26 protein-coding genes, 2 tRNA genes and 1 riboswitch are annotated in these 21,965 nt (G+C 65.4%); of the genes, 15 read left to right on the forward strand and 13 right to left on the reverse strand.

The window, feature by feature from the left end; translation table 11 throughout:
• Positions 1 to 39: 39 nt before the first annotated feature.
• Entirely contained in the window at positions 40 to 558 is a 519-nt protein-coding gene (locus ASC63_RS11125; RefSeq protein ID WP_055813148.1) for a PaaI family thioesterase, read from the forward strand.
• A 59-nt stretch (positions 559 to 617) separates the two neighbouring features.
• Here ASC63_RS11125 and ASC63_RS11130 read toward each other — a convergent pair whose 3' ends face one another.
• The 3 genes from ASC63_RS11130 to ASC63_RS11140 all read right to left on the reverse strand — a co-directional run bounded on the left by ASC63_RS11130 (position 618) and on the right by ASC63_RS11140 (position 3,705).
• Positions 618 to 2,327: a long-chain-fatty-acid--CoA ligase gene (locus ASC63_RS11130; RefSeq protein WP_055813151.1), complete on the reverse strand. Its 1,710-nt coding sequence runs from the start codon at positions 2,325 to 2,327 to the stop codon at positions 618 to 620.
• Positions 2,328 to 2,351: 24 nt separating this feature from the next.
• Positions 2,352 to 2,921, reverse strand: coding sequence for a TIGR03086 family metal-binding protein (locus ASC63_RS11135; RefSeq protein ID WP_055813154.1), 570 nt, complete (start codon positions 2,919 to 2,921; stop codon positions 2,352 to 2,354).
• Between the two features lie 124 nt (positions 2,922 to 3,045).
• A complete protein-coding gene (locus ASC63_RS11140; protein ID WP_055813159.1) occupies positions 3,046 to 3,705 on the reverse strand; it encodes an SDR family oxidoreductase in 660 nt (219 codons plus the stop codon).
• Positions 3,706 to 3,811: 106 nt separating this feature from the next.
• Here ASC63_RS11140 and ASC63_RS11145 point away from each other — a divergent pair, with 106 nt between their 5' ends.
• Together ASC63_RS11145 and ASC63_RS11150 are read left to right on the forward strand one after the other, a co-directional pair.
• Positions 3,812 to 4,114, forward strand: coding sequence for a DUF6412 domain-containing protein (locus ASC63_RS11145; protein WP_157487661.1), 303 nt, complete (start codon positions 3,812 to 3,814; stop codon positions 4,112 to 4,114).
• A gap of 99 nt (positions 4,115 to 4,213) precedes the next feature.
• A complete protein-coding gene (locus tag ASC63_RS11150; RefSeq protein WP_055813166.1) occupies positions 4,214 to 5,008 on the forward strand; it encodes a YidC/Oxa1 family membrane protein insertase in 795 nt (264 codons plus the stop codon).
• A gap of 246 nt (positions 5,009 to 5,254) precedes the next feature.
• On the opposite strand, the gene ASC63_RS11160 is transcribed toward ASC63_RS11150, so the two are convergent.
• Together ASC63_RS11160 and ASC63_RS11165 are read right to left on the reverse strand one after the other, a co-directional pair.
• Entirely contained in the window at positions 5,255 to 5,506 is a 252-nt protein-coding gene (locus tag ASC63_RS11160) for a hypothetical protein (RefSeq protein ID WP_055815414.1), read from the reverse strand.
• A 164-nt stretch (positions 5,507 to 5,670) separates the two neighbouring features.
• Positions 5,671 to 6,180, reverse strand: a complete 510-nt coding sequence (locus tag ASC63_RS11165) for an EXPERA domain-containing protein (RefSeq protein ID WP_082487527.1) — start codon at positions 6,178 to 6,180, stop codon at positions 5,671 to 5,673.
• Between the two features lie 48 nt (positions 6,181 to 6,228).
• Between ASC63_RS11165 and ASC63_RS11170 the strand changes: the two genes are divergently transcribed.
• Complete coding sequence (locus ASC63_RS11170; protein WP_055813172.1) at positions 6,229 to 6,861, forward strand: hypothetical protein; 633 nt, start codon at positions 6,229 to 6,231, stop codon at positions 6,859 to 6,861.
• 25 nt (positions 6,862 to 6,886) lie between these two features.
• On the opposite strand, the gene ASC63_RS11175 is transcribed toward ASC63_RS11170, so the two are convergent.
• A complete protein-coding gene (locus ASC63_RS11175) occupies positions 6,887 to 7,891 on the reverse strand; it encodes an aldo/keto reductase family protein (RefSeq protein ID WP_055813176.1) in 1,005 nt (334 codons plus the stop codon).
• A 57-nt stretch (positions 7,892 to 7,948) separates the two neighbouring features.
• Between ASC63_RS11175 and ASC63_RS11180 the strand changes: the two genes are divergently transcribed.
• From ASC63_RS11180 to ASC63_RS11210, 7 genes are all read left to right on the forward strand, one after another.
• Positions 7,949 to 9,226: a DNA polymerase IV gene (locus ASC63_RS11180; RefSeq protein ID WP_055813179.1), complete on the forward strand. Its 1,278-nt coding sequence runs from the start codon at positions 7,949 to 7,951 to the stop codon at positions 9,224 to 9,226.
• Between the two features lie 9 nt (positions 9,227 to 9,235).
• Positions 9,236 to 9,574 carry a spore germination protein GerW family protein gene (locus ASC63_RS11185; protein WP_055813182.1) on the forward strand — a complete coding sequence of 113 codons (339 nt, stop codon included), beginning with the start codon at positions 9,236 to 9,238 and terminating at the stop codon, positions 9,572 to 9,574.
• A 15-nt stretch (positions 9,575 to 9,589) separates the two neighbouring features.
• Positions 9,590 to 9,700, forward strand: a riboswitch (TPP riboswitch).
• Positions 9,701 to 9,765: 65 nt separating this feature from the next.
• Positions 9,766 to 10,434 carry an ECF transporter S component gene (locus ASC63_RS11190; protein ID WP_055813185.1) on the forward strand — a complete coding sequence of 223 codons (669 nt, stop codon included), beginning with the start codon at positions 9,766 to 9,768 and terminating at the stop codon, positions 10,432 to 10,434.
• Between the two features lie 4 nt (positions 10,435 to 10,438).
• A complete protein-coding gene (locus ASC63_RS11195) occupies positions 10,439 to 11,971 on the forward strand; it encodes an ABC transporter ATP-binding protein (RefSeq protein ID WP_082487529.1) in 1,533 nt (510 codons plus the stop codon).
• A complete protein-coding gene (locus ASC63_RS11200; protein WP_055813188.1) occupies positions 11,968 to 12,762 on the forward strand; it encodes an energy-coupling factor transporter transmembrane component T family protein in 795 nt (264 codons plus the stop codon). The genes ASC63_RS11195 and ASC63_RS11200 overlap by 4 nt, the downstream gene beginning before the upstream one ends.
• Before the next feature lie 10 nt (positions 12,763 to 12,772).
• Positions 12,773 to 13,327, forward strand: coding sequence for an AAA family ATPase (locus tag ASC63_RS11205; RefSeq protein WP_055813191.1), 555 nt, complete (start codon positions 12,773 to 12,775; stop codon positions 13,325 to 13,327).
• Between the two features lie 48 nt (positions 13,328 to 13,375).
• On the forward strand, positions 13,376 to 13,636 hold the full coding sequence (locus tag ASC63_RS11210) for a hypothetical protein (RefSeq protein WP_055815422.1): 261 nt from the start codon (positions 13,376 to 13,378) through the stop codon (positions 13,634 to 13,636).
• A gap of 10 nt (positions 13,637 to 13,646) precedes the next feature.
• On the opposite strand, the gene ASC63_RS11215 is transcribed toward ASC63_RS11210, so the two are convergent.
• From ASC63_RS11215 to ASC63_RS11235, 5 genes are all read right to left on the reverse strand, one after another.
• Positions 13,647 to 14,885, reverse strand: a complete 1,239-nt coding sequence (locus ASC63_RS11215) for a hypothetical protein (protein ID WP_082487531.1) — start codon at positions 14,883 to 14,885, stop codon at positions 13,647 to 13,649.
• Positions 14,886 to 15,167 carry a metallopeptidase family protein gene (locus ASC63_RS11220; protein WP_082487789.1) on the reverse strand — a complete coding sequence of 94 codons (282 nt, stop codon included), beginning with the start codon at positions 15,165 to 15,167 and terminating at the stop codon, positions 14,886 to 14,888. It lies immediately after the preceding gene.
• 1,197 nt (positions 15,168 to 16,364) lie between these two features.
• Positions 16,365 to 16,440: transfer RNA gene (locus ASC63_RS11225), tRNA-His, on the reverse strand.
• A gap of 51 nt (positions 16,441 to 16,491) precedes the next feature.
• Entirely contained in the window at positions 16,492 to 17,112 is a 621-nt protein-coding gene (gene orn, locus ASC63_RS11230) for an oligoribonuclease (RefSeq protein ID WP_055813198.1), read from the reverse strand.
• 10 nt (positions 17,113 to 17,122) lie between these two features.
• A complete protein-coding gene (locus ASC63_RS11235) occupies positions 17,123 to 18,181 on the reverse strand; it encodes a patatin-like phospholipase family protein (protein WP_055813201.1) in 1,059 nt (352 codons plus the stop codon).
• A 191-nt stretch (positions 18,182 to 18,372) separates the two neighbouring features.
• Here ASC63_RS11235 and ASC63_RS11240 point away from each other — a divergent pair, with 191 nt between their 5' ends.
• Genes ASC63_RS11240 through ASC63_RS11250 form a run of 3 tightly spaced genes read left to right on the forward strand, consistent with a single transcriptional unit; the run spans position 18,373 to position 19,673 of the window.
• Positions 18,373 to 18,813 (forward strand): DUF6069 family protein, encoded by a 441-nt coding sequence (locus ASC63_RS11240; protein ID WP_055813204.1) that lies wholly within the window; start codon positions 18,373 to 18,375, stop codon positions 18,811 to 18,813.
• Complete coding sequence (locus tag ASC63_RS11245; protein WP_055813207.1) at positions 18,810 to 19,367, forward strand: class I SAM-dependent methyltransferase; 558 nt, start codon at positions 18,810 to 18,812, stop codon at positions 19,365 to 19,367. Before ASC63_RS11240 ends, ASC63_RS11245 begins: the two co-directional genes overlap by 4 nt.
• Positions 19,368 to 19,412: 45 nt before the next feature.
• On the forward strand, positions 19,413 to 19,673 hold the full coding sequence (locus ASC63_RS11250; RefSeq protein ID WP_055813210.1) for a thioredoxin family protein: 261 nt from the start codon (positions 19,413 to 19,415) through the stop codon (positions 19,671 to 19,673).
• On the opposite strand, the gene ASC63_RS11255 is transcribed toward ASC63_RS11250, so the two are convergent.
• Positions 19,670 to 20,305 carry a TMEM175 family protein gene (locus ASC63_RS11255; RefSeq protein ID WP_055813213.1) on the reverse strand — a complete coding sequence of 212 codons (636 nt, stop codon included), beginning with the start codon at positions 20,303 to 20,305 and terminating at the stop codon, positions 19,670 to 19,672. The two genes, ASC63_RS11250 and ASC63_RS11255, sit on opposite strands and share 4 nt — an antisense overlap.
• 114 nt (positions 20,306 to 20,419) lie before the next feature.
• Between ASC63_RS11255 and ASC63_RS11260 the strand changes: the two genes are divergently transcribed.
• Positions 20,420 to 20,492, forward strand: a tRNA-Arg gene (locus tag ASC63_RS11260).
• Here the strand turns inward: ASC63_RS11260 and ASC63_RS11265 are convergent.
• Entirely contained in the window at positions 20,454 to 21,803 is a 1,350-nt protein-coding gene (locus tag ASC63_RS11265; RefSeq protein WP_082487791.1) for an MFS transporter, read from the reverse strand. The genes ASC63_RS11260 and ASC63_RS11265 overlap by 39 nt on opposite strands.
• Positions 21,804 to 21,965 lie beyond the last annotated feature (162 nt).

A 21,965-nucleotide genomic window follows, 5' to 3' on the forward strand; every position in this document is an offset into this window, starting at 1 on the left:
AGCAGCCTCTCGGCGCGCCGAACGCATAGGATTTCTTGCATGGCAACCGCAGAGCATGCGCCCGAGCCCATTCGTGAACGAACGGTGCGCTGGCAGGATCCCCTCGTCGGTGCCGCGTTGATTCCCACCATGAGCGGCCTCGACTATGTACGTGGCATGATCGACGGTCGTGTGCCGCCGCCACCGATCGCCTCGCACATGAATATGCGCGTCGTGGCCGCAGAAACCGGTTCAACGACGTTCGAATTCGAGCCAGACGAGTCGCACTACAACCCGATAGGCACTGTGCACGGCGGCCTCGTGTGCACGCTGCTGGATTCAGCCGTCGGCTGCGCGGTGCAGACCACCTTGCCGCAGGGGCAGGGCTACACCTCGATTGAGATCAAGGTGAACTACCTGCGCCCCGTGTACGGCAATCTGGGCACGCTCACCTGCATCGGCACCGTCACGAAGCCGGGCCGCCGGGTGGCCTTCGCCGAAGCCCAGGTGATGGATGCCCACGGCGTGCTGCTCGCGACGGCGAGCAGCACGCTCCTGGTTTTTCCGCTGGTCGAGTAGCGACGAAGGAGCGTATCGAGACCCGTCGCCCGAGTCTCGATACGGTCGAAAAGCGCTCGCTACTCGACCCCCGGCGTGCGGGCGAGCAGCGCGTCGCGCACCTGGCGGCGCACCACCTTGCCGACGAGAGATCGAGGCAGCTCGTCGAGCTCGAATACGTGCCGCGGCACCTTGTATGCGGCGAGACTTTCGCGGGCCCACGACCGGATGGCGTCCTCGTCGAGTGAGGCGCCAGCCTCGAGTACCACGGCCGCCACGACGTCTTCGCCGCCGCGCTCCTGCGGCAGGCCCACGACCGAGACGTCGGCGATGCCCGGGAATGCGCGCAGGGCATCTTCGACCTCGCTCGGCGACACGTTGAAGCCGCCGGTGATGATGAGATCCTTGATGCGGTCCACGACGGAGACGTAGCCGTCGGCATCCATCGTCACGATGTCGCCGGTGCGAAACCAGCCGCCGTCGAGCAGCACGGCGGAGGTCTCCTCTGGCTTGTTCCAGTAGCCCGAGAACACCTGTGGGCCACGAGCGATGAGTTCGCCCTCCTCGCCCGGTGCACGCACCGTGTCGGTGTCGTCGGGATCGACCACACGAATCTCGGTGCTCGGCAACGGAAGCCCCACCGTTCCGGCGCGACGCGTGGAACCGACCGGGTTGGCCATGAGCACGGGGGAGCATTCGGAGAGTCCGTAACCCTCGACGAGGTATCCGCCGGTCTTCGTCTCCCACAGATCCACGATGGGCTGCGGCAGATTCATGGCCCCCGAGATGGCAATCTCGATGCCCGCCAGCGAAACCTTGCGCTCGGCCGCGGCGTGCACCAGGCGCTCATAGATGGGCGGAACGGCGGGCAGGAAGGTGGCAGGCCGCCTTTTCACCACATCGAGAACAAGATCCGGGTCGAACTTGGGGAACAGCACGAGCCGTGCACCCATGCTCATGGCGAAGGTGAGGCAGAGCGTGAGCCCGTACGCGTGAAACAGCGGCAGCACCGCGTAGACGACGGATGATCCGCGCTTGATTGCCGGAACCCAGGCGCGAGCCTGCGCCGCATTCGCTGTCACGTTGGCGTGCGTGAGCATGGCGCCCTTCGGAACCCCGGTCGTTCCGCTCGTGTACTGGATGAGCGCCAGATCGTCGGCGGCGGGGCGGGGAACGGACTTCTTGATGCGGCGATTGCCGAGCAGCTTCTCCCAGCTGATGGTGCCGCGCACCGAGGTCGTGAGCTGCCCGCGAGCCCTGCGGGCAGCGGGAACGGGCAGTCGAAGCGCGGCGCGTTTGCTGAGCGGCATCGCTCGCGTGATGTCAACCGAGACGACGGTTTCCACACCGAGGTCGGCCGGCAGATCCTGCACCATCGCGCTTGCCTTGTCCCACACGATGGCGAGATGCGCACCATGATCTTCGAACTGGTGGCGCAACTCCCGCGGCGTGTACAGCGGGTTGTGCTCGATCACTATCGCGCCCAGGCGCAGCACGGCGTAGAACGCCACGACGTGCTGCGGGCAGTTGGGCAGCACGAGGGCAATGCGGTCGCCCCTGCGCACCCCCGCGCGACGCAGGCCCTCGGCCGCGCGCTCGATCTGTTCGCCCAACTCGGTGTATGTCGTCGTCGCGCCGAAGAACTCGAGCGCCACATGCCTGCCGTAGCGCTTGACCGAATCCTGAATCAGGTGTGAAAGCGACCCGGTGGGCACATCGATGTCGTCGGGAACACCGGGAGCGTAGCTGGAGAGCCAGGGGCGATCGTCGTTGTCAGTCGTCACGCTCAAAGCCTACGCGTGGATGCGAAAGGGCTAGGCGGCGACGCGAGAATCCCTGCCGGTCAGCGCGAGCAGTTTCACCTGCAGCGGGGCGAGGTCCTCGACGGGAACAGGGGAGTTGAAGAGACCGCTGGCCTGAAGCGTGTCTTTCTGGGGGGCGAAGATGCTCCAGGCCGCCTCCACCAGCTCGTCGCCGAGGTCCTCGTCTGCCCCTATCGCGCGGGAAAGATCCCAGGTGTGCACAATGACGTCGGAAACCTGTTCGCTCAGGTAGTCGATGACGTCGACCGTGTCATAGGAGAGCTGAACCTTGGCGTGTAGATCCCTCGTCTGCCAGGCCTCCGTGGCCGCGTTCGAGTAGCGATCCCATTCCGCTTTCAGGTCATCGCCCAGGGGGTCGATGCGGGCCTGAGCCTCGCGCACAGAACGTCCGTCGAGAAGCAGCGGAATCCACTGCTGTTCTTCGATCACATGCGAGACCAGGGCGCGCACATCCCACTCGACGTCAGGCGTGGGCGCCGTCCAGTCGGTCACGCTCGCCACGCGCTCGCCGAACGTTCGGTGGGCCAGGGTTTGCACCTGCAGCCAGTCGATTTTTCCCATAGCTCGTCTCTTCGATTCGTGATGCCTGTTTTTGCCAACGCGTCGGCTGGACCGCTTGTTCCCGTGTTGCCCCGTGTGCCGCCCGATATGAGTGCTGGCTCGCCGTGCCGGGCGATCCGATGGCCTACGCCACAGCCTTCGAGACGGCCTCGGCAACAGGAGTCGGGCCTGAAGTGGCCTCCCATACCTTTCCGTGAGTACGCGGCTCGTCGAGAGCGGCGATGATCAGCGCAGCGACGTCCTCCCGAGAGATCGAGCCGCGATCGACGTGCTCGCCAAGGGTCACCTGGCCGGTCGGCGCGTCGTTGGTGAGGCCGCCGGGCCGCAGAATTGTCCAGTCGAGCTCGCTCTGCATGAGTGCGGCATCCGCGTCTCGTTTCGCCGCGACATACGCGGCCCAGACCTCATCGCCATCGTCGCCGATGTTCTGGTCGACGCCCCAGGCGGAAATCTGAATGAAGCGACGGATGCCTGCCAGGCGTGCAGCCGCAGCCGACTTCACTGAGCCGCCGTAGTCGACGGTGCGCTTGCGCTCAATTCCGGAGCCGCCGCCGGCGCCCGCGGCGAACACCACCGCATCCGCCCCGGCGAAGGCCTCGGCGAGTTGCTGTTCGCTGGCCTTCTCGATATCGAGAATCACACCCTCGCCGCCGAGGCGGTAGATGTCTTCGGCATGATCCTTGCTGCGCACAATGCCGACGAACTCATCGAATCGGTCATAGAGAAGATGCATGAGCTGTTGCGCGACCTGACCATGGGCACCGACGATTGCAATCCGAGACATGCTTCCATCATCCTCCTGAACCAGAATTCGCCCAACGCGAAATGGTCGCGCTGTGATGCCGGGCGATTGGTAGTCTCGGCACAACATATTTCTGGGAGGCTTGGCCGTGCAGCACATCGAGTTTCTGGCGCGATTCTTCGCAGCCGGCCTCGAGAGCGCTTGGGCTGGCACCTCCATCACGAGTGCTCTCGCAATCGTGGGCCTCATCGGCGCCATCGGCCTGACCACACTCGCTGTTGCCGTTGCGGCTCGCTTCGTCACGGCTCTGGTCGCCTCTCTGCAGCAGTCCGCGGCGCCGCGACACGCGGCGGCAGGTGCCGATCTCGGCACCCTGCTCAGTCAGAGCGATCCGGATGCCGATGGTCGCCCGCGCCCTCGAGCACCGTCGCGTTCCCTCGCGACCGCGTAGCGCGCGCTCGATCCACCCCGCTATTCGGGGAACTTCTGTGCGCGCCCGCGCGGTCATACGACATCACCCATTCGTATGACAGGCAAGGGAATACATCTCGTGGACATCTTTTCGTTCGGCCCCATCGCGGGCATTATGGGCGGCGCCTACGCGCTCGTCACGGCTCTGGGCGATATTCTCGCCCCGGTTTTCGGCACGGCGGCCGCCGCAGCCGCCATTGTGCTGCTCACGCTTCTGGTGCGGGCAGCGTTGATTCCGGTCGGCGTCTCGCAGGCGCGGGCCACCCTCACCCGGCAGCGCCTCGCGCCCAAGCTCGCCGAGCTACAGCGCAAGCACGGCAAGGATCGCGAGCGCCTGCAGCGTGAGACCATGGCGTTGTATGCCGCCGAGAAGGCCTCACCCTTCGCCGGATGCCTGCCCCTCCTCCTGCAGGCGCCGGTTCTGTCGATTGTGTACGCGCTCTTTTTGCACCCGAGCATCAACGGTCAGGCGAACGCGCTCCTGGCGCAGCATCTCGGGGGAGTGCCGCTGGGAACGGGGCTCGTGCAGCTGCTGGGCGCGGCATCCGGTGCGGTGTGGCCGTCGATCGTGGTGTTTGTGATCGTGCTCGGGCTGATCGCCGCGGTGGCGGCGGTGTCGCGGCGCGTGCTGGCCGTCGCACCCGTGGCGCCGACCGCAACGGCCTCGGCCGGCCAGACCGCTACGACGGCGACGCTGACCCGCGTGCTCTCCTATCTGCCGTTCATCACGGTGGTCTTCGCCGCCTTCGTGCCGTTGGCTGCCGCCCTCTACCTGCTCACGACGACCACGTGGACGCTGGCCGAGCGCCTCATCCTGCGCCGCGTGATCGGCGGCGCAACGCCGCCGAGCGAGTCGCGTATTGCCGCAGCCTGAACCTTGCGAAGCACCTGCTTACGGGCCGGTTCGAATGTCGGTGGTCGGGTATTGACTTGGTCCATGCAAGAGGCGCCGTCGCTGTTCGATGATTCCCGGCCCGAAGATCGGGTCGGGTTCGGCATCGCCATCCGCACCACCGACCCACCACCCTTCTAGACCGGGGATGCAGGACGGCGGCTGGCCATGCCCGGTGCCGGGAATCTCAATTTCTGCGAAGTCGGAGACGGTAGCGCGGTGAAACACTCAGTGGGAGGGAGTTTCATCGGGACCGTTCGGCTCGTCACAACCGCCGACCGTGTGTCCCTTTCCGCCTGCAGCGAAAGCGATGGCAAAGGCGACTCCGATCGCCAGGCCTATCGCGATACCGGCCCCGAGGTTGTGCATCGCGGTCCCCAGCGCTACTCCGATCGCCAGGCCGATCGCAATGCCTCCACCCCACCCTCCGTGCGTCTGCTTCCCGTTGGCGTCGTGTTTCTCGTTCTCCTCCTGTGTCATGACCTCCACGATACGAAACCAATGGATACGTGACATCCCTCGCTCGACGGAGGGCTCGCACCGTCGCCGTGGCGGCGCGGGCCGCTCAAGCCGCCCACGATCTTTTTCAATGGCGTGGGTCGAAGTCATACGTACCGATGTAGTTCACGCGCGGTGCGAAGTAGCTAGAACCGGCGCGCGAACGGGGCTGGGCGTCGCATCCGGATAAGCAGCAGGATCGGGATGAGCACGTACGGCAGGTTGAACGCCAAAAACTTCACCGGATTGGGGGTGACCCACTGGGCCTCGCCGAAAAACTCGACCCCGAACACGATGATGCCGGTGATCGAGGCGATCATCGTCGCGTAGATCACGCTGGGCAGCTGAATCCAGTTCCAGCCGCGAACCAGCGAGAGGACGAGTACGACGTAGAACGGCATGTAGACGAATGCCGAGAGCCCGGTCACGATGCGCATCCACACCGGTGGCGTCATGAACAGCGGATCGGTGTCGTGCACATACCACCAGTTCGAGTTCACGAAGAAGTTCGCCGACGGCTGCGAGATGTCCACGCCGATGGTCGGCAGCAGGTCGCTGATTAGCGAGGTGACGGTGAATGCGGAGAAGATGATGATGAAGAAGACGTCGATGGGGCGCTCACGCAGGCGCAGCATCCGAATATCGGTGGCAGGCATAATCCGCTCACTCTAGCGGCGCGAGCACGGCGATTCTATGCTGGCATCATGTTCGTCGAGGGCACCCTTCGATGGCAGGTCACCGAGGATTGCCCGTGGGACCTGCTCATGGCACTGTGCCTGCGCGATCTGGCCAATCTGACGGATGCCGGCTCGCCGCCCCTTCCGCCCGTCACGCCCTCGGTCGCGAGCGTGCGGGAGTCCGCCATGGCGCGAATTTCGCGCGTGCACCACACGGTGCAGACCGATACGGATGCCCTGCGCAGCCAGTGGACGGGATGGTGGCAGCGCACCCTCGTTCGCGAGGCGCGCCCCGTCGTCAGCCAGCTGCGCCCGCCGCACTTCACGATTTTCGATCGCGAACTTGAACTGCAGGACCTTGTCGAGGAGTTCTACGATGACGCCTTTGCCTGGACGAGCGCGCGTCACGACGAGTATTCCCGAAACGGCATACAAACGCGCCAGAGGTACTCCGCCGACATCGTTGACGTGGTACGGGAGCGCGAGCATGTACTGAAACGCCAGGCCGGATACTTTCGTCTCGACCTCTGTGTGCTGCCGCTGGCCACGAGCGGGGCGTGGATCGTCGCCCCGCACACCATCGCCATGAGCCAGAGCATGCGCGACGATTCCGCCGCGTTCAGGCGCTGGTTCACACCGCTCGTGCACGCGCTCGTCTGAGCGCGCACCCGAGCGAACGGGCGATCTAGGAGGGGCGCTTCTCGGGCGAAACGGTCTTCGCCGGGTCGCGCTCGGCCAGGTCGCCGATCGCGTCGTCGATGCGCGCGAGCACCGAAGCATCCAGCGTCACGCCGGAGGCCTGGGCGTTCGAGGCCACCTGCTCGGGCTTCGAAGCTCCGACGATGGCGCCGGCAACGTTCGGATTCGCCAGCACCCATGCCACAGCCAGCTGCGCCATGGTGATGCCGAGGTCGTCGGCGATGGGCTGCAGCTCCTGCACGCTCGTGAGCACCTCGTCGGTGAGGAAGCCCTTGATCGTGCTCGCCCCGCCCTTTTCGTCCGTCGCGCGGCTTCCCGCCGGCAACTCCGCGCCCGGCTTGTACTTGCCGGTGAGCACTCCTTGCGCCACCGGCGACCAGACGATCTGCGAGATGCCGAGTTCCTCAGAGGTGGGAATCACCTCGGACTCGATCACGCGCCACAGCATGGAGTACTGCGGCTGGTTCGAGACGAGCTGGATGCCCAGGTCCCGTGCCAGTGCACGCCCGGCCCGCAGCTGATCGGCATTCCATTCGCTGACGCCGATGTACAGCGCCTTGCCGGCCCGCACGACATCGGCGAACGCCTGCATCGTCTCTTCGATCGGGGTCTCGTGGTCGAAGCGGTGGGCCTGATACAGGTCGACGTAGTCGGTGCGGAGACGGGAAAGCGAGCCGTCGATGGACTCGAGAATGTGCTTGCGCGAAAGCCCGCTGTCGTTGGGGCCCTTGGGTCCCGTCGGCCAGTACACCTTGGTGAAGATCTCGATTGAGGCGCGTCGCTCGCCTTTCAGCGCGTCGCCGAGCACACTTTCCGCCGCGGTGTTGGCGTAAGCATCCGCGGTGTCGAAGGTGGTGATGCCGGCATCGAGCGCCGCGCGCACGCTCTGTGCGGCCACGTCATTCTCGACCTGAGAGCCGTGAGTCAGCCAGTTTCCGTAGATGATCTCTGAGATTTTGAGGCCGCTATTGCCGAGATATCTGAATTCCATTGTGCCAACGTTACGCGCTTTCGGGGTGTTGTCGGTTGCGGGTGAAAGACTGACGCAATGGGGCGAAACGATGGCAGCGAGCGGCAGGTGAGCGCGCCGGGTGTCGACGACGCCACAGCCGTGATCCTGCACGTCGACATGGACGCGTTTTTCGCGGAGGTCGAGCTGCTCGACAGGCCGGAGGTGCGAGGCAAGCCGGCGGTCGTCGCCCACGCGAGCGGCCGCTCGGTCGTGACGAGTGCGACATATGAGGCGCGGCGTTTCGGCGTGCGTTCGGCCATGCCTCTCTCGCAGGCGCTGCGGTTGTGTCCGGGTGCCATCGTGCTCGAGCCGCATCATGAGAAATATCGCGAATACTCTGCGCGGGTGATGAAGATCTTCGCGGAGGTGACGCCGCTGGTGGAGCAGCTCAGCATCGACGAGGCGTTCCTCGATGTCTCGGGCGCCCGACGCCTGCTCGGCAGCCCGGCGCGCATCGGGGAGCGCCTGCGCGAGCGCGTGCGAGACGAGACAGGGCTGCCGTGCTCGATCGGGGCCGCCGCCACCAAATTCGTGGCGAAGCTCGCCTCCGGCCGTGCCAAGCCCGACGGCATGCTCGTGATCCCCGAGGGCCAGACGCTCGCGTTTCTGCACCCGCTGCCGGTCGGCGCGCTCTGGGGGGTTGGCGTCAGCACGCAGGAATCGCTCACGCGGCTCGGGCTACGCACCGTCGGCGACCTGGCCGCGACGCCGCTGGCGACGCTGAGTAAGGCGGTGGGGCAGGCATCCGGCGGCAAGCTGCACGACCTGGCCAACGGCATCGACCCGCGACCGGTCACCACAGAGTCGCGTGAGAAGAGCGTTGGCCATGAGGTCACCTTCGAACACGATGTGACGGATGCCGAGGCGTTGCGCCGCGAGTTGCTGCGGCTTTCGACGCAGACCGCCGCACGGCTGCGACGATCGTCACTCACCGGGCGAACCGTGTCGCTCAAGCTGCGCTTCGCAGACTTTCGCACCGTGACCCGCTCGAGAACACTTGCTGAGCCGACCAGCGTGGGTCGGCGCATCTACGAAGAGGTGGTCGCGGCGTACGACGCCCTTCAGCTTCAGGGCGTGCCGATCCGTCTCATCGGCGTGCGGGTGGAACAGATCGAGCCCGACGGCGGCTCCTCACTCGCGCTCTGGGATCAGGACGAAGGGTGGCGTGACGCCGAGCGCACCATCGACCAGGTGAGCGCCCGCTTCGGGCGCGACGTGCTCGGCCCGGCCTCCCTGGTGAAGAAGGCCGGGCGGCGTGTGGGCGAGACCTCGGCCGTGTCTCCGGGCCTGTTCAGCGGGCCGCGCGACGGGTAGCGTTGGGCCATGACAAATCTTGCCGAGCGACTGGCCGATACCGTTTCAAAGCTCGGGGTGAAGACCGCCTACGGCGACCCCGTCGAGGTGAACGGTGTCACCCTCATCCCCGTCGCACTCGTGCAGTTCGGCTTCGGCGCGGGCAGCGACGCCGCAGGAGGCGACTCAGAGGAGGGCGCCAGCGGTGGCGGTGGGGGAGGTATGAGCATTCCGCTCGGCTCCTATGTGCGCGACATCAACGGCATGCGTTTCGAGCCGAACATCATCACTCTCATGGCCGTCGGCATCCCGTTCCTCTGGGTCGCGGGCAAGGCCGGTGCGCGCCTCATCAAGGCGCTCAAGCGCTAACGGCGGGCTATACTCGAAAACGAACACGGGAGTCCGGTGAGCCGGGCTGAGAGGAAGCTTCTCCAAGCTTCGACCGTCGAACCTGATCTGGATCATGCCAGCGCAGGGAGGCCAAAACACTCTCCGGTTCACGGCATTCGCCGCGAGCCACACCCGTGCCCTCATAACACTCCAGTGAAGGGGCACGAAAAGTGCACGCAACAACAGCATCACTTTCCACATCAACCCAGCCGAATGCAGGCAAACGTAAGCGTGCCTATCGGTGGCGCGTCGTCGATATTGTCGTCGCCAGCGTTCTCGGGGTCGCATCCGGCGTCATCTTCTGGGCCTGGGGACTCGCGTGGCCCTCACTGAGTGCCGTGCTCGCATTTTCACCCGGCCTCGACGGGCTTCTCGCTGGCGGCTGGATCTTCGCGGGTGTGCTCGGTGCGCTCGTGGTGCGCAAGCCCGGTGCCGCGCTCTACACCGAGGTCGTCGCGGCCGTCGTCTCGATGCTGGTCGGCACCCAGTGGGGTTTCTCCACGCTGATCTGGGGCATCGTCGAGGGGCTGGGTGCCGAGATCGTTTTCGCGCTCTTCCTCTATGGCAGCTGGCGCCTGGGCGTTGCGCTGCTGGCGGGCGCCGGAGCAGGTCTTGCCACCGGGCTGCTCGACACCAGCTTCACCAGCATGGCGGCGCTCGAGGTCGGGGTCAAAGCCATCTACATCGTCTCCGCCGTGGTTTCCGGTGTCGTCATTGCTGGTCTACTCTCCTGGCTGGCCGTGAAGGGTCTGGCCCGAACGGGTGCGCTGAGCCGCTTCGCCGCGGGTCGTGAGGCGCGCGCCGTGGAGGCGCAGGCATCCGGCTCGCTCGCCGCGTAGCGCCATGATCCATTCCGGTTCTGCCTCCACCCCCGTCGGCGGTGTGCGCATTCGTGCCCGCGGCTGGGGCTGGAGGCACGCCGGACGCCGCTCGATGGCGGTCTCCCGGCTCGACGTCGACATCGAACCCGGCCAGCGCGTGCTGCTGCTCGGCGCGAGCGGAGCGGGCAAGAGCACGCTGCTGCAGGCCCTGGCCGGCGTGCTCGGAGGCGATGAAGACGGTGACGAATACGGCGAATTGACGCTTGACGGCACCAACCCGGCGGATGCCCGCGGGCGGGTCGGAATGGTGCTGCAGGATCCCGATTCCCAGATTGTGCTCGCACGCATCGGCGACGATGTCGCGTTCGGGTGTGAGAACCTCGGTGTGCCTCGTGACGAGATCTGGCGACGGGTTGCAGAAGCGCTCGACGCCGTCGGCCTTGGCCTGCCGCTGAATGCGCCGAGTTCGGCACTCTCGGGCGGCCAGAAGCAACGGCTTGCGCTCGCGGGAGTACTGGCCATGCGGCCGGGGCTCGTGCTGCTCGATGAGCCGACGGCCAATCTCGACCCGGATGGCGTGCGCGAGGTGCGCGAGGCCGTCGAGCGTTCACTCAGCGCCTCGGATGCGACGCTCATCGTCGTGGAGCACCGCGTGGCCATCTGGCGGGATCTGGTCGACCGGGTGATAGTGCTCGACGCCGCCGGTGGTGTGCTGGCGGACGGATCTCCTTCGTCGGTGCTGACCGTGGAGGGGGAGCGTCTCGCGGCGGCTGGCGTGTGGGTGCCGGAGTTCCCGCCCGCTCGTCCCGTACGCCAGATCGCAGCGTCCTTCGCCGGCGCGTCGCTTCTACGGGCCCAGGATCTTTCGGTGGGCCGCACGCCGTTCGCGTCGAAGCACCCTGTGCCCGTGGCGGCCGGCATCGATCTCACGGTCGCGGCCGGGCGCGCTCTCGCCGTGACCGGGGCGAATGGCTCCGGAAAATCGACCCTCGCGCTGACGCTCGCGGGACTGTTGGCTCCTGTGGGCGGCGAGCTTGACGCATCCGCTCGTCTGGCGGGTGGTGCCGGAGCGTCGCCGGCACGATGGAAATCGCGCGAACTGCTCACGCGAATCGGCACCGTTTTTCAGGAGCCCGAACACCAATTTCTGGCGGCGACCGTGCGTGAAGAGTTGGCGATCGGGCCTCGAGCAGCCCGAACCGACGTCAGGCAGACGGCGGCTCGCGTGGACGCGCTGCTCACGCGCCTGCGGCTCGACCATCTGGCCCAGGCCAACCCGTTCACGCTCTCCGGCGGGGAGAAGCGACGGCTGTCGGTGGCGACGGCGCTGGCCACGCGACCCGGCCTGCTCGTGCTCGACGAACCCACCTTCGGGCAGGACTCGCGCACGTGGCGGGAGGTTACCGCGCTGGTAGCGGAGCTGCTCGACGAGGGCACCGCTGTGGTCGCGGTCACTCACGACAATGACTTCGTCTCGGCGCTGGCCGATGTCGAGTTGCGCCTCGACGGCTATGCGATCACGCAGCCCAGAGAATCCGTGGCGGTGCGTCGATGAGTTTCCTCACCCCCGAGATTCGCTCCAGCGCCGTTGCTCGCATCAACCCGGTGGCGAAGCTCATCGCCGCCCTGCTGCTGAGCATCGCGCTGTTGCTCTCCATCGATGCGGTGTCGGCGGGTGTCGCCCTGGGGCTGGAGGCGCTGCTTCTGCCGTGGGCGGGCCTTGGCGCCCGGCAGTTCTGGCTGAGAACAGCGCCGCTGTGGATTGCGGCACCTCTGGCCGCCGTGACGACCATCCTCTACGGCAACGATTCCGGCAATACCCTCTGGGCGTGGGGGTTCGTGACCATCACAGAGGGATCGCTCGCCCTCGGCCTCGCCATAGCGCTGCGGGTTCTGGCCATCGGTATTCCGGGCATTGTGCTCTTCGCCACGACGGACCCCACCGATCTGGCCGACGGACTCGCGCAGGTGCTTCGTCTGCCGAGTCGCTTCGTTCTCGGAGGCCTGGCCGGCCTGCGACTGGTGGGCCTCTTCATCGACGACTGGAGGGCACTGGGCATGGCCAGACGGGCCAGGGGCGTCGGCGACGGTGGCGGTCCACTCGCAGCGCTGCGCCGCCTGGTATCGCAGGCTTTTGCGCTTCTTGTGCTCTCGGTTCGGCGCGGCAGCAAGCTGGCCACGGCGATGGAGGCCCGCGGTTTCGGCTCGGATGCGCCGCGCAGCTGGGCGCGCCCCTCCCGTTTCACCGGCCGCGAGGCGGTGCTCATCGTCATCGGCGCGCTCGTGGCGGGCGTAGCGGTAGCCGTTGCCGTGGCGACGGGAAGCTGGCACTTTGTCCTCTCCTGATCCTGCTGCCATGGAAGCCATGCTCGCTCCGCTCCTCCAGGCGGTGCGGGTCGCCCTCGCGGCAACGCCAACATCGGTGATCCTCATCGACGGCCCAAGCGGCGCGGGCAAGAGCACGCTGGCCGACCGCCTGGTCGCGGCCTGGCCTAGGGCGCGGCATCCGGTGCTGGTGCGCATGGACGATCTCTATCCCGGCTGGGGCGGTCTCGAGGCGGGCAGCGCGCTCGTGCACAAGGAGTTGCTGCGGTCACGGGGTGAGGCTCGCACCGCGCGTTGGCAGCGTTACGACTGGGAGACGGCCGCGCCCGGGGAGTGGGTGAGGGTCGACGCCGAGCGCCCGCTCATCGTTGAGGGATGCGGCACCCTTCTGCGGGAGAACGTGCCGTTCTCTACGCTGCGGGTCTGGATCACCGCCGACGATGAGGTGCGCAAGCGGCGCGCCCTGGAGCGCGACCATGGCGGTTTCGATGCGCACTGGGATGAGTGGCAGCGTCAGTTCGATGATTTCGTCGCGCGCGAGCATCCGATCGAATGCGCAAACCTGGTGCTCGACGGCACAACATAGCGGCTTCGGTTGCGGGCCGGAATGCCCGCCTCGGTCTACCGTGGGATCATGAGCACTGCGGAGAACCAGGATCAGGAATACATCGTCGAGTACGTTGACGGCCCGCTTGCGGGACGCACCGATCGCCGCATTCTCGTGCGCGGAAAATATGACGAGCGTCTGGGCGCGATCGAAGCCGTCGACGGCCTCGAATCGACATTCTGGTACGTGGCGGGTGACAGCCGGGAGATTCAGGGACTGCTGCACGTGAAGTACAACTTCGACTCGCCGGAAAGCGATCCGGTCGAGCGCACCCCCGAAGACGAGTGAGGGCGGGCGCTCAGCCGCCCAGCGATTTCACGAATGTTGAGATAACCGGGATCGGATGCGACACGCGCCAGCCCACTCCCGGGTCTGAAAGCGTGCGATCCAGCGTGAGCGAGACCGTTGCTGCGGTGGCGCCGCTGAGTTCCACTTCTCCGACGGTGTGCCCCTTCGAAGCGGCGGTCACGGGCTTCAGCCTCACCGCATAGCGAGGCTTCGCCGAGCTCCAGCCGGTGATGGTGACGGCTCCATCGGCGACGGCGTGCGCGGTGTCGCCCCACGCGCTCGTGATCGTGGCGAAACTGGCGCCCTTCTTCACGAGCGTGATTTGATGAACGGATGCGCGCGCATCCGTGATCAGGGCGGTCAGCGCGCTCTGCAGGGTGTCCCAGTCGGGAATGCGCAGGAACGCACCGGTGAAGGTGAACGGCTTGTCATCGACCTTCACCGTCGCCGCGAACAGAAAGCACACGCCGGCCGCGTCGGTGTAGCTGCGGGAGATGCCCGTCACGCCGAGTTCGGGGTGAAACGCGGTGCTGTTCTCAATAACACGCCCGCCCGCAAGGGTGTCGACGGGGTGCGCGATGATGTCGGCGATGGTTGGGTCATGCATCGCGAGCGCGGCGAGATGCGCTGCGTCTGCCGCCGTGCCCACGCTGTTCTCGCTGATTCCGGATGCATCGGCTACGGCCGTCGTCTTCAGTCCGTTCTTGGAGAGCCACGCCTTCGCCGCATCGAGGTACGCATCTTCGTTGCCGAACGCCCACCGGGCCAACGAGTCGGCGTGGTTGTTGCTCGAGGCGAGAATCATCGCCTGCAGCATCTGCTTCTCGCTCCACGTCTCACCGAGCACGACCGGAACGGTCACGTCTCCCGCGGCACGGTGCGCGGAATAGAAGCCCACGTCGGCAGCGGTCATGCGAATCAATGCGCCATCGTGCTTCGCAGCAATCGGCTTGGCGTTGAGCACGACCAGCGCGGTCACGAGCTTGGTGACCCCGGCCAGCGGCACCGCGTCTTTCACGCCGGCCGCCGCGATAGCAGGCTTGTTCGGCGCAACGGCGATGGCGCTTGCCCCGTCCTTGGGCAGTACCGGTGCGGATGCCTTCGGCGCGGTCGAAGGAGCCGTCACCTTCGCCCGCGCCTCGGGCAACGGGCCCACCAGCGTGGCTGGCCCGTAGAGGCCCACGACGAGGATGACGATGGTGCCGACGGCGATACCCACGCCGCGACGCAGGGGGTTACGCGCTCTCATTCACGCCCAGCCCAGCTCGTGCAGGCGCGCATCGTCGATGCCATAGAAATGGCCGATCTCATGCACGAGCGTCACGTGAATCTCGTCGCGAAGACTCTCGAGGTCGTCGCAGATCGCGAGCAACGGCTCACGGTAGAGCACGATGCGGTCCGGCATCTCGCCGAAGCCGTACTGGCCACGCTCGGTGAGCGCAACGCCGTCGTACAGTCCGAGCAGGTCGAGGGTGCCGTCTTCGGGCCGATCCTCGACCACTATCACCACGTTCTCGAGCCCGTCCACCATGTCGTCGGGCAGGGCGTCGAGCTCGTCGGTGACGAGCTTTTCAAAGTCTTCAACGCCGAGTTCCAGCACGCCTTCAGCCTCTCATGAGGCATCCGGTCGGCGGCGCAGGCGAGCCGCACGGGCTAATTCATTGGGGTGAGTAACGGGGCTTGAACACGTTCTTGAGGTCAGTAAAACCCCGGTAAATCAACGAAGTTCCTGAATTGCACAGGGCCAATTCGAGGTGTTTTAGGGCCGAACTGTAGGCAGGGCTACACCTGATTCGCGTGGCACGAAGACTGCCGCAATGTGAAAGCCACCGCTCCGCAAGGCTACTGCGTCGGCCCGGGCGCATCGACCCCGATGAGGATGCCGCCGGCCAGACGCCGGAGATGGCGCGTTGGAAGCAATGCGCCACCATCTCGATTCCACATCCCTGCCAAGATCTCGTCGAACGCAGCAGGAGGCCGACCGCCACGCATACATCTCTTCAGAGGCGGGTTTACCGGCTACCCGAGCTGCGACTCGCCTCGCTCGGGAGGAGGCGAATGAGTATGGCGCGATGGGCGCTACGACCCGTCTTCCCTTTCGGCTCACTGCTCGGCGAGAAGAGCGGGTTCTTCCAGGGCGACATTTCGCCGTTAGACGCAAAGTGGGGGCTTTGTCTGACTCGAGATTTCTGGTTTGATCTGCACCGGGGTGAAAACGTGAGAAGAACCGCAGCGGCAATGCTCGTTCTCGTGGTCGGAATATCCCTGTCCGGCTGTATGACTAAGACCGTTTTGTTGACCTCATCCGAAACGGCTATTCCGCGATGTTCACCAAGTCCCTCAATCGACGTCACTGAGCTAGGGTCCAAAGTCCGTGCTCAGTGTGACGCAGCGGGAGCTGTGGTCATTTTCCCCGACGGAATGCAGACTATTGCGCCCGATATTTTAGGAGTGAACTCGAGATCAACCGGTTCACCGCACAGCACTTCGGACACATACACGACTTACAACCTGGGCATCTATGGTGTCGTGGCGGTACAAGTCCCGCGGCTGGGCGGCCAACCGTACTTCTGGGGATCACCGCACGGTCTGAAACTGATCAAAAAGCTGTACTAGCGCGTTCTCGCTTGGTCCGGCGTGCGGGACAACGGGATATAACGAAATGTAGGCATGCCTACATGAAATGCGTGATGTAGCTATGAAAATATGGCCGGACCGGGCATTTATTTGGGGTGAGTAACGGGGCTTGAACCCGCGACCTCCTGGACCACAACCAGGCGCTCTACCAGCTGAGCTATACCCACCATGTTCCCGACGGCGCCGAAGCGCTGTCGAAGACAACGAGAAAGATTCTATTACATCCGCGAGGCCCAATTCTCCACCACGGATGCGGCGACGGCCTGAGTCTGTTCGGTGGTCGGGCCGGGCTCGGCCACGAACGCGGCCCGGCGGTAGTATTCGAGCTCGCGAATGGACTCAAGAATGTCAGCGAGGGCGCGGTGGCCGCCGTCTTTGCCTGGTGCGTTGAAGTAGATGCGCGGGTACCAGCGGCGGGCGAGTTCCTTGATGGAGGACACGTCGACGTTGCGGTAATGCAGGTGTCCATCGACGCGCGGCATGAACTTGGCGATGAAAGCCCGGTCGGTGCCGATGGTGTTGCCCGCCAGCGGCGCCTGCTTGCCCGTCGGCACGTACTTGATGATGTACTCGAGAACCTGATACTCGGCGTCGGCCAGGCTGATGCCGTTCGGAATCTCCTCGATGAGCCCGCTCGTCGTGTGCATGTTGCGCACGAAATCGTTCATGTTCTCCAGCGCCGTCGAATCGGGCTTGATCACTATCGACAGCCCGGGGTCGAGAACATTCAATTCGAAGTCGGTGATGACCACCGCGATTTCCACAAGCTCGTCGACCTCGAGGTCGAGCCCGGTCATTTCGCAGTCGATCCAGACCAGTCGATCCGAGGAAGTAGCCATGCCTCAAAGTCTACTGTTTGCCTCCGACTGCTCCGGATGCCGACCCTGATCCGGGCAGAACGGCATGCGGGTTCAGCAATGATGCGTAGTCGCCGGCCTTCCACTTAGCCCAGTCCCAGACGTTGAGAAAGCGTTGCGCGCTTGTGTGTCCGCTGGTGAACAGCGTGGTCTTGTCCGCGGCGGAGAGTGTGAAATCGGTCGCGCTGAAGCCCGTCGTGTCGACGAAGACGGTGCGCGAGGCGAATGCGGGATCGGCCACGTGTACCCGGTCGTGCGCACCCATCATGGTGGCCAGCAGCGACTTGGCGAGTTGGAAGTCCGTGGCATCCGGGCTCCACGTGTCTGTGCTCACACTCGTTCGTGCGGAGAGCTTGACACCCAGGGTGGGCCAGCGTGATGCGGTGTCGTCATGCCTGTCGAAGATGTCGATGGGGTAGTTGGAGAGCATGCCACCGTCGGTACACACAATGTGACTGTGGCCGGTGATCGCCGGATCGACTTCCATGCGCATGGGCTCGAAGAAGAAGGGGATGGACGCGGATGCGCGAACCGCGTCGGCCACCGATTGCGTATCGGCATCGACGCCGAGGAGTGCCTCGTAGTCCCACGGAAGGCGCAGCATCAGCCCGCGCGACACATCCGAGACGATAACGACGAGCTTGTAGCGCCGCTCCGGGGGTAGCGCGCTGCCGGGATCGTCATCCTTCAGATCCGCCCAGGTGCGTACCCCGTGCGCGGCCAGCGTGTCGGCGATCCAGTTGCGTAGAAAATCGCCGAGATACATCCCCTCCCGCAACAGCAGGCCGAACGCCGCGCCGAGATGCGGGGCGTGTGCGAAGACTTTTGGTTCATCCTCAAACTTCGAGAAATCGAGTTCGTCCATGATCGTCTTGATCTCCGGTGGAGCGATACCCGCAGCCAGCAGCGAGGCCACGATGGCTCCCGCCGAGGTTCCGGCCACGCGTGCAAAGGTGTATGGATCGTCGCGCTCCACGAGGGCAGTGATGGCCCCCACCAGGCCGGAACCCTTCACCCCGCCACCCTCGAGAACGAGATCTGCAGTGGGCATGGCAGCACCGCCTCCTCTCGCGCGCCGAGGCCGCGCCGCCCGCGGTGATACACGCGCTACGGCTGAGAATCCTCCGACAAACGGATGCTGTCAAGAGGGTGCTGCTGCACGGTGGGCGGATGACATTTGTCACGCGCATCCGGGGACATCGGGCACTCTCCTCCGTAGCGCCGCGACCGTAGCGTGAGGGCATGAAATCACGACAGAGAACCATTCGCCGTCTGAGCGCCGTCGTTGGCGCCGTCGTCGCCGCACTCGTCGTCTGGGTGATTGCCGTGCCGATTCTCGGCATCGATCTGACCGTTCTCATGGCGGGTCAGTCGCAGACCGTCGGCGTACTTTCCATTGTCATCGTGGCGGCCCTCGCAGCGCTCGCGGCCTGGGGCGTGCTGGCCATCCTGGAACGGGCAGCCAGGCGACCGGGGCGGGTCTTTCTGATCATCGCCCTGGTCTTCGGCGTGCTGTCTCTTCTGGCGCCGGTCACCTCGGCGAACTCGGTGGGTGCCGGCGTCGTACTGTGCATCATGCACCTGGCGGTCGCGGCAACCGTGACGGCGACGCTCGTCGGCTCGGCACGCTCTCGTCGGGCGGCGCGCACGCAGAACGCGCAGGAAGGGCAACTCGTCTCATGATCGCCACCGCCGCGCCAACGGCTTCGTCGCTCTTTGGCTCGTTGACGGGCACCGTGCTCGAAATCGGTGCCGGTCGTGGCGCCAACTTCTCCGAGCTGCATGACATCGACTGGATCGGTCTCGAACCCAACGGCGAGCTGATCGACGAGCTACGGCGTGGTGCGGAGGCAGTCATGCGCAACCCGCGCGTGATCCGTGGCTTCGCTGAGAGCATTCCGCTCGACGACGCGAGCGTGGATGCCGTAATCGGCTCCTTCGTGCTGTGTTCGGTCGACGATCAGAAACGGTCACTCGAGGAGATTCGACGCGTGCTGCGACCGGGCGGGCGCTATGTCTTTGTCGAGCACGTGGCAGCGAGCCGTGGATGGAAGCGACGGTTTCAGCGCTGCGACGACGCTCTCTTCGCGCGCTCGCCGGGAGAATGCCACGTCGGGCGCGACACGCTCGCGGCCATCAAGAGCAGCTTCGAACGAGTGGATGCCACCGGTTACGTCGAGCGCGAAGCCCTCGGAATCGGCTGGCCGCACATCGCCGGCACGGCGTTCGCCGACTGAGTTCGTTCGCCGCGGCGTGAGGCACTCCGGTCGTAGACTTGGGCTGTGCAACTCGTGCTCTTCACCTCCGCGTTCTGTGAGCCGTGCATGCAGACGCGCGCCGTGCTCGCCGAGGTTGCTCGGTTGCTGCCGCAGGCGACAATCACGGAACTCGATGTGGTGCACGATGAGCGCGAGGCCGAGGCCGCAGGCATCCGCAGCACCCCGACGGTGATCGTGCGCAACGCTGCCGGTGACGATGTCTTTCGTGCCGAAGGCGTGCCCACCGTGCAGCAGGTGCTGGTCGCGGCAGCGAAAGGGCTTTAGCGGCTGCGGAACGGCAGCAGGTAGAAGAGCCCCAGCAGGATGCAGGCCGCCAGGGTCAGGTAGGGCGTCACCAGCCCCAGCAGCGCGGCCACGAGGTACACCGGGGCGGCGAGCACACCGCGCAGCAGGAGCGATCGCTGCTGCCGCAGGGTCAACGGTTCGCGCAGGAGATGCCGGCGGCGTACCAGAATGAGGTACTGCAGTGCGAAGAACACCAGCGACGTCACGAGGAACGAACCCGCGTAGACGATGGCCGCCAGATGCCCACCGGTCGGCGAAGTCAGGTACGTCGCGAAGAGCGACGTGCTGAACGGCAATGCCACGATGCAGAGCAAGAGCAACAGATTAGCCACGAGCACGGCGTGATCGGCGCCTTTCAAGCGCCGCAACGCGGCATGGTGGTTGATCCACATGATGCCGATCGCCAGAAAGGAGATGACATACGCCAAATAGTTGGGCCACAGTTCGGCGAGCTGGTTCGCGAGGCCGGCGCCGTCGCCTGGTTGCGGAACCCGCAGGTCGAGCACGAGCAAGGTTATAGCCACCGCGATGACGCCGTCAGAGAATGCCTCGACCCGGCCGATTCCATACTTTTCCACCGGCTGGCGGGTCGGCGCGCTGTCGCTGCTCATAAGCCATTAAGGCACAATTCCCGCACGCGGTGGCCGAACGCGCGGTCGCTTCTCTCCGTGCCGCGCATTGGCGGGTCTGTGAGAGCCCCGTCCTGTATCGTGGAATCGCATTTTGCCCCGATAGCTCAATGGATAGAGCAACGGCCTTCTAATCCGTAGGTTGCCGGTTCGAGTCCGGCTCGGGGCACAGTCCGGCATCGCCATCCACGGCGAAACGCGGTCGCCGCACGATGCGCACGAACGGATCGGCTCGTTTCATGCTCACCCGAATGCCAAGCTGACCGCGGCGGGCCAGCACGAGCGCAATCACTATCGCGGCGAGAGCGGGCAGTGCGCCCGAAGCGATCATCGCGGCGTGCGGCCCGAAGCTCTCGACCGCCCAACCCATGATCGGTCCGCCGATGGCCTGGCCGCCGAGCAATACGAGCACGTACAGCGACATCACGCGGCCCCGGATGCGCACATTCGACGACATCTGCACGAGAGAGTTCGCGGCGGTGATGAAGAGCAGGTTCGCGACACCGGTGCCCACCAGCAGCGCGCCGAAGGTCAACTCGGTGGGAGCGAGCGCCGCGAGAAGCTGAATGACCCCGAGCGCGGCAGCCCCTCCCACTATCGTGCGCAGCCGCACCGACATGCGCCGAGTGGAAAGCAGCGCACCCGTGAATGCGCCCGCGGCAACGAGAGCGTTGAACATTCCGTAACCCGCCGCGCCCACGTCGTACACCTCGGTGGCGAAGGAGGTGAGGAACACCGGCATGCTGAAGGCGAAGACCGCCAGGAACGCCATCATGACGATGGTCCAGAAGATCGCGGGTTTGTGCGCGACGTAGCGCATGCCCTCCGAAAGCTGGCCCTTTCCGCGCGCGGCGATCGGGCTGGCGTGCAGTTCGGAAGTGCGCAGCCGGAACAGATTCGTGACGACAACGGCGCATCCGACCGCATTGACGGCGAACAGCCATCCGGCGCCGATGAGCGTGATCAGCACACCGCCGACGGCCGGTCCGAGCAGACCGCCGAGCTGAAAGATCGAGGAGTTGATGCTGATCGCGTTGCGCAGATAACGCGGGCCGACGAGTTCGTTAACGAAGACCTGCCGGGCCGGGCTATCGATCACGGCCGCCAGCCCCTGCAGGAACGAGATGGCCCAGATCTGCCACACCACGATGGAGCCGGTGAGGGTGAGCACCGCGAGCGTTGCGGCGAGCAGGACCGCAGCGCTCTGTGTGCCGATCAGCAGGTTGCGCTTGGGAAAACGATCGGCGATCACGCCGCCGAACAGGCCGAAGAGCAACATCGGCGTGAACTGCATGGCGACGGTGATGCCCACGGCGGTGGCGCTGCCGGTGAGTTCGAGCACCAACCAGTCCATGGCGATGCGCTGCATCCAGCCCGCGGTGTTCTGCACCAGATTGGAGGAGGCGAACAACCGGTAGTTGCGCACCTTGAGCGCCACCAGCGTCTCGCGCCACGGCGGGCGCACGGTCAGAACGGGCATGGGGGCGGTCGGTGCCGCTGCGTCGGGGGGTGGGGGAGTCACGTAAAAGGATCCTGCGTCAAAAATGAGTTTCGTATGGCTGTCGGTTATGTCCGCGCTTTACAACGCTACGCGTGCCCGCTTTATTTCTGAACCCAATTGGAGCTATAACTAGGATTACGT

This window comes from Leifsonia sp. Root112D2, from assembly GCF_001424905.1.
Lineage (GTDB): Bacteria > Actinomycetota > Actinomycetes > Actinomycetales > Microbacteriaceae > Root112D2.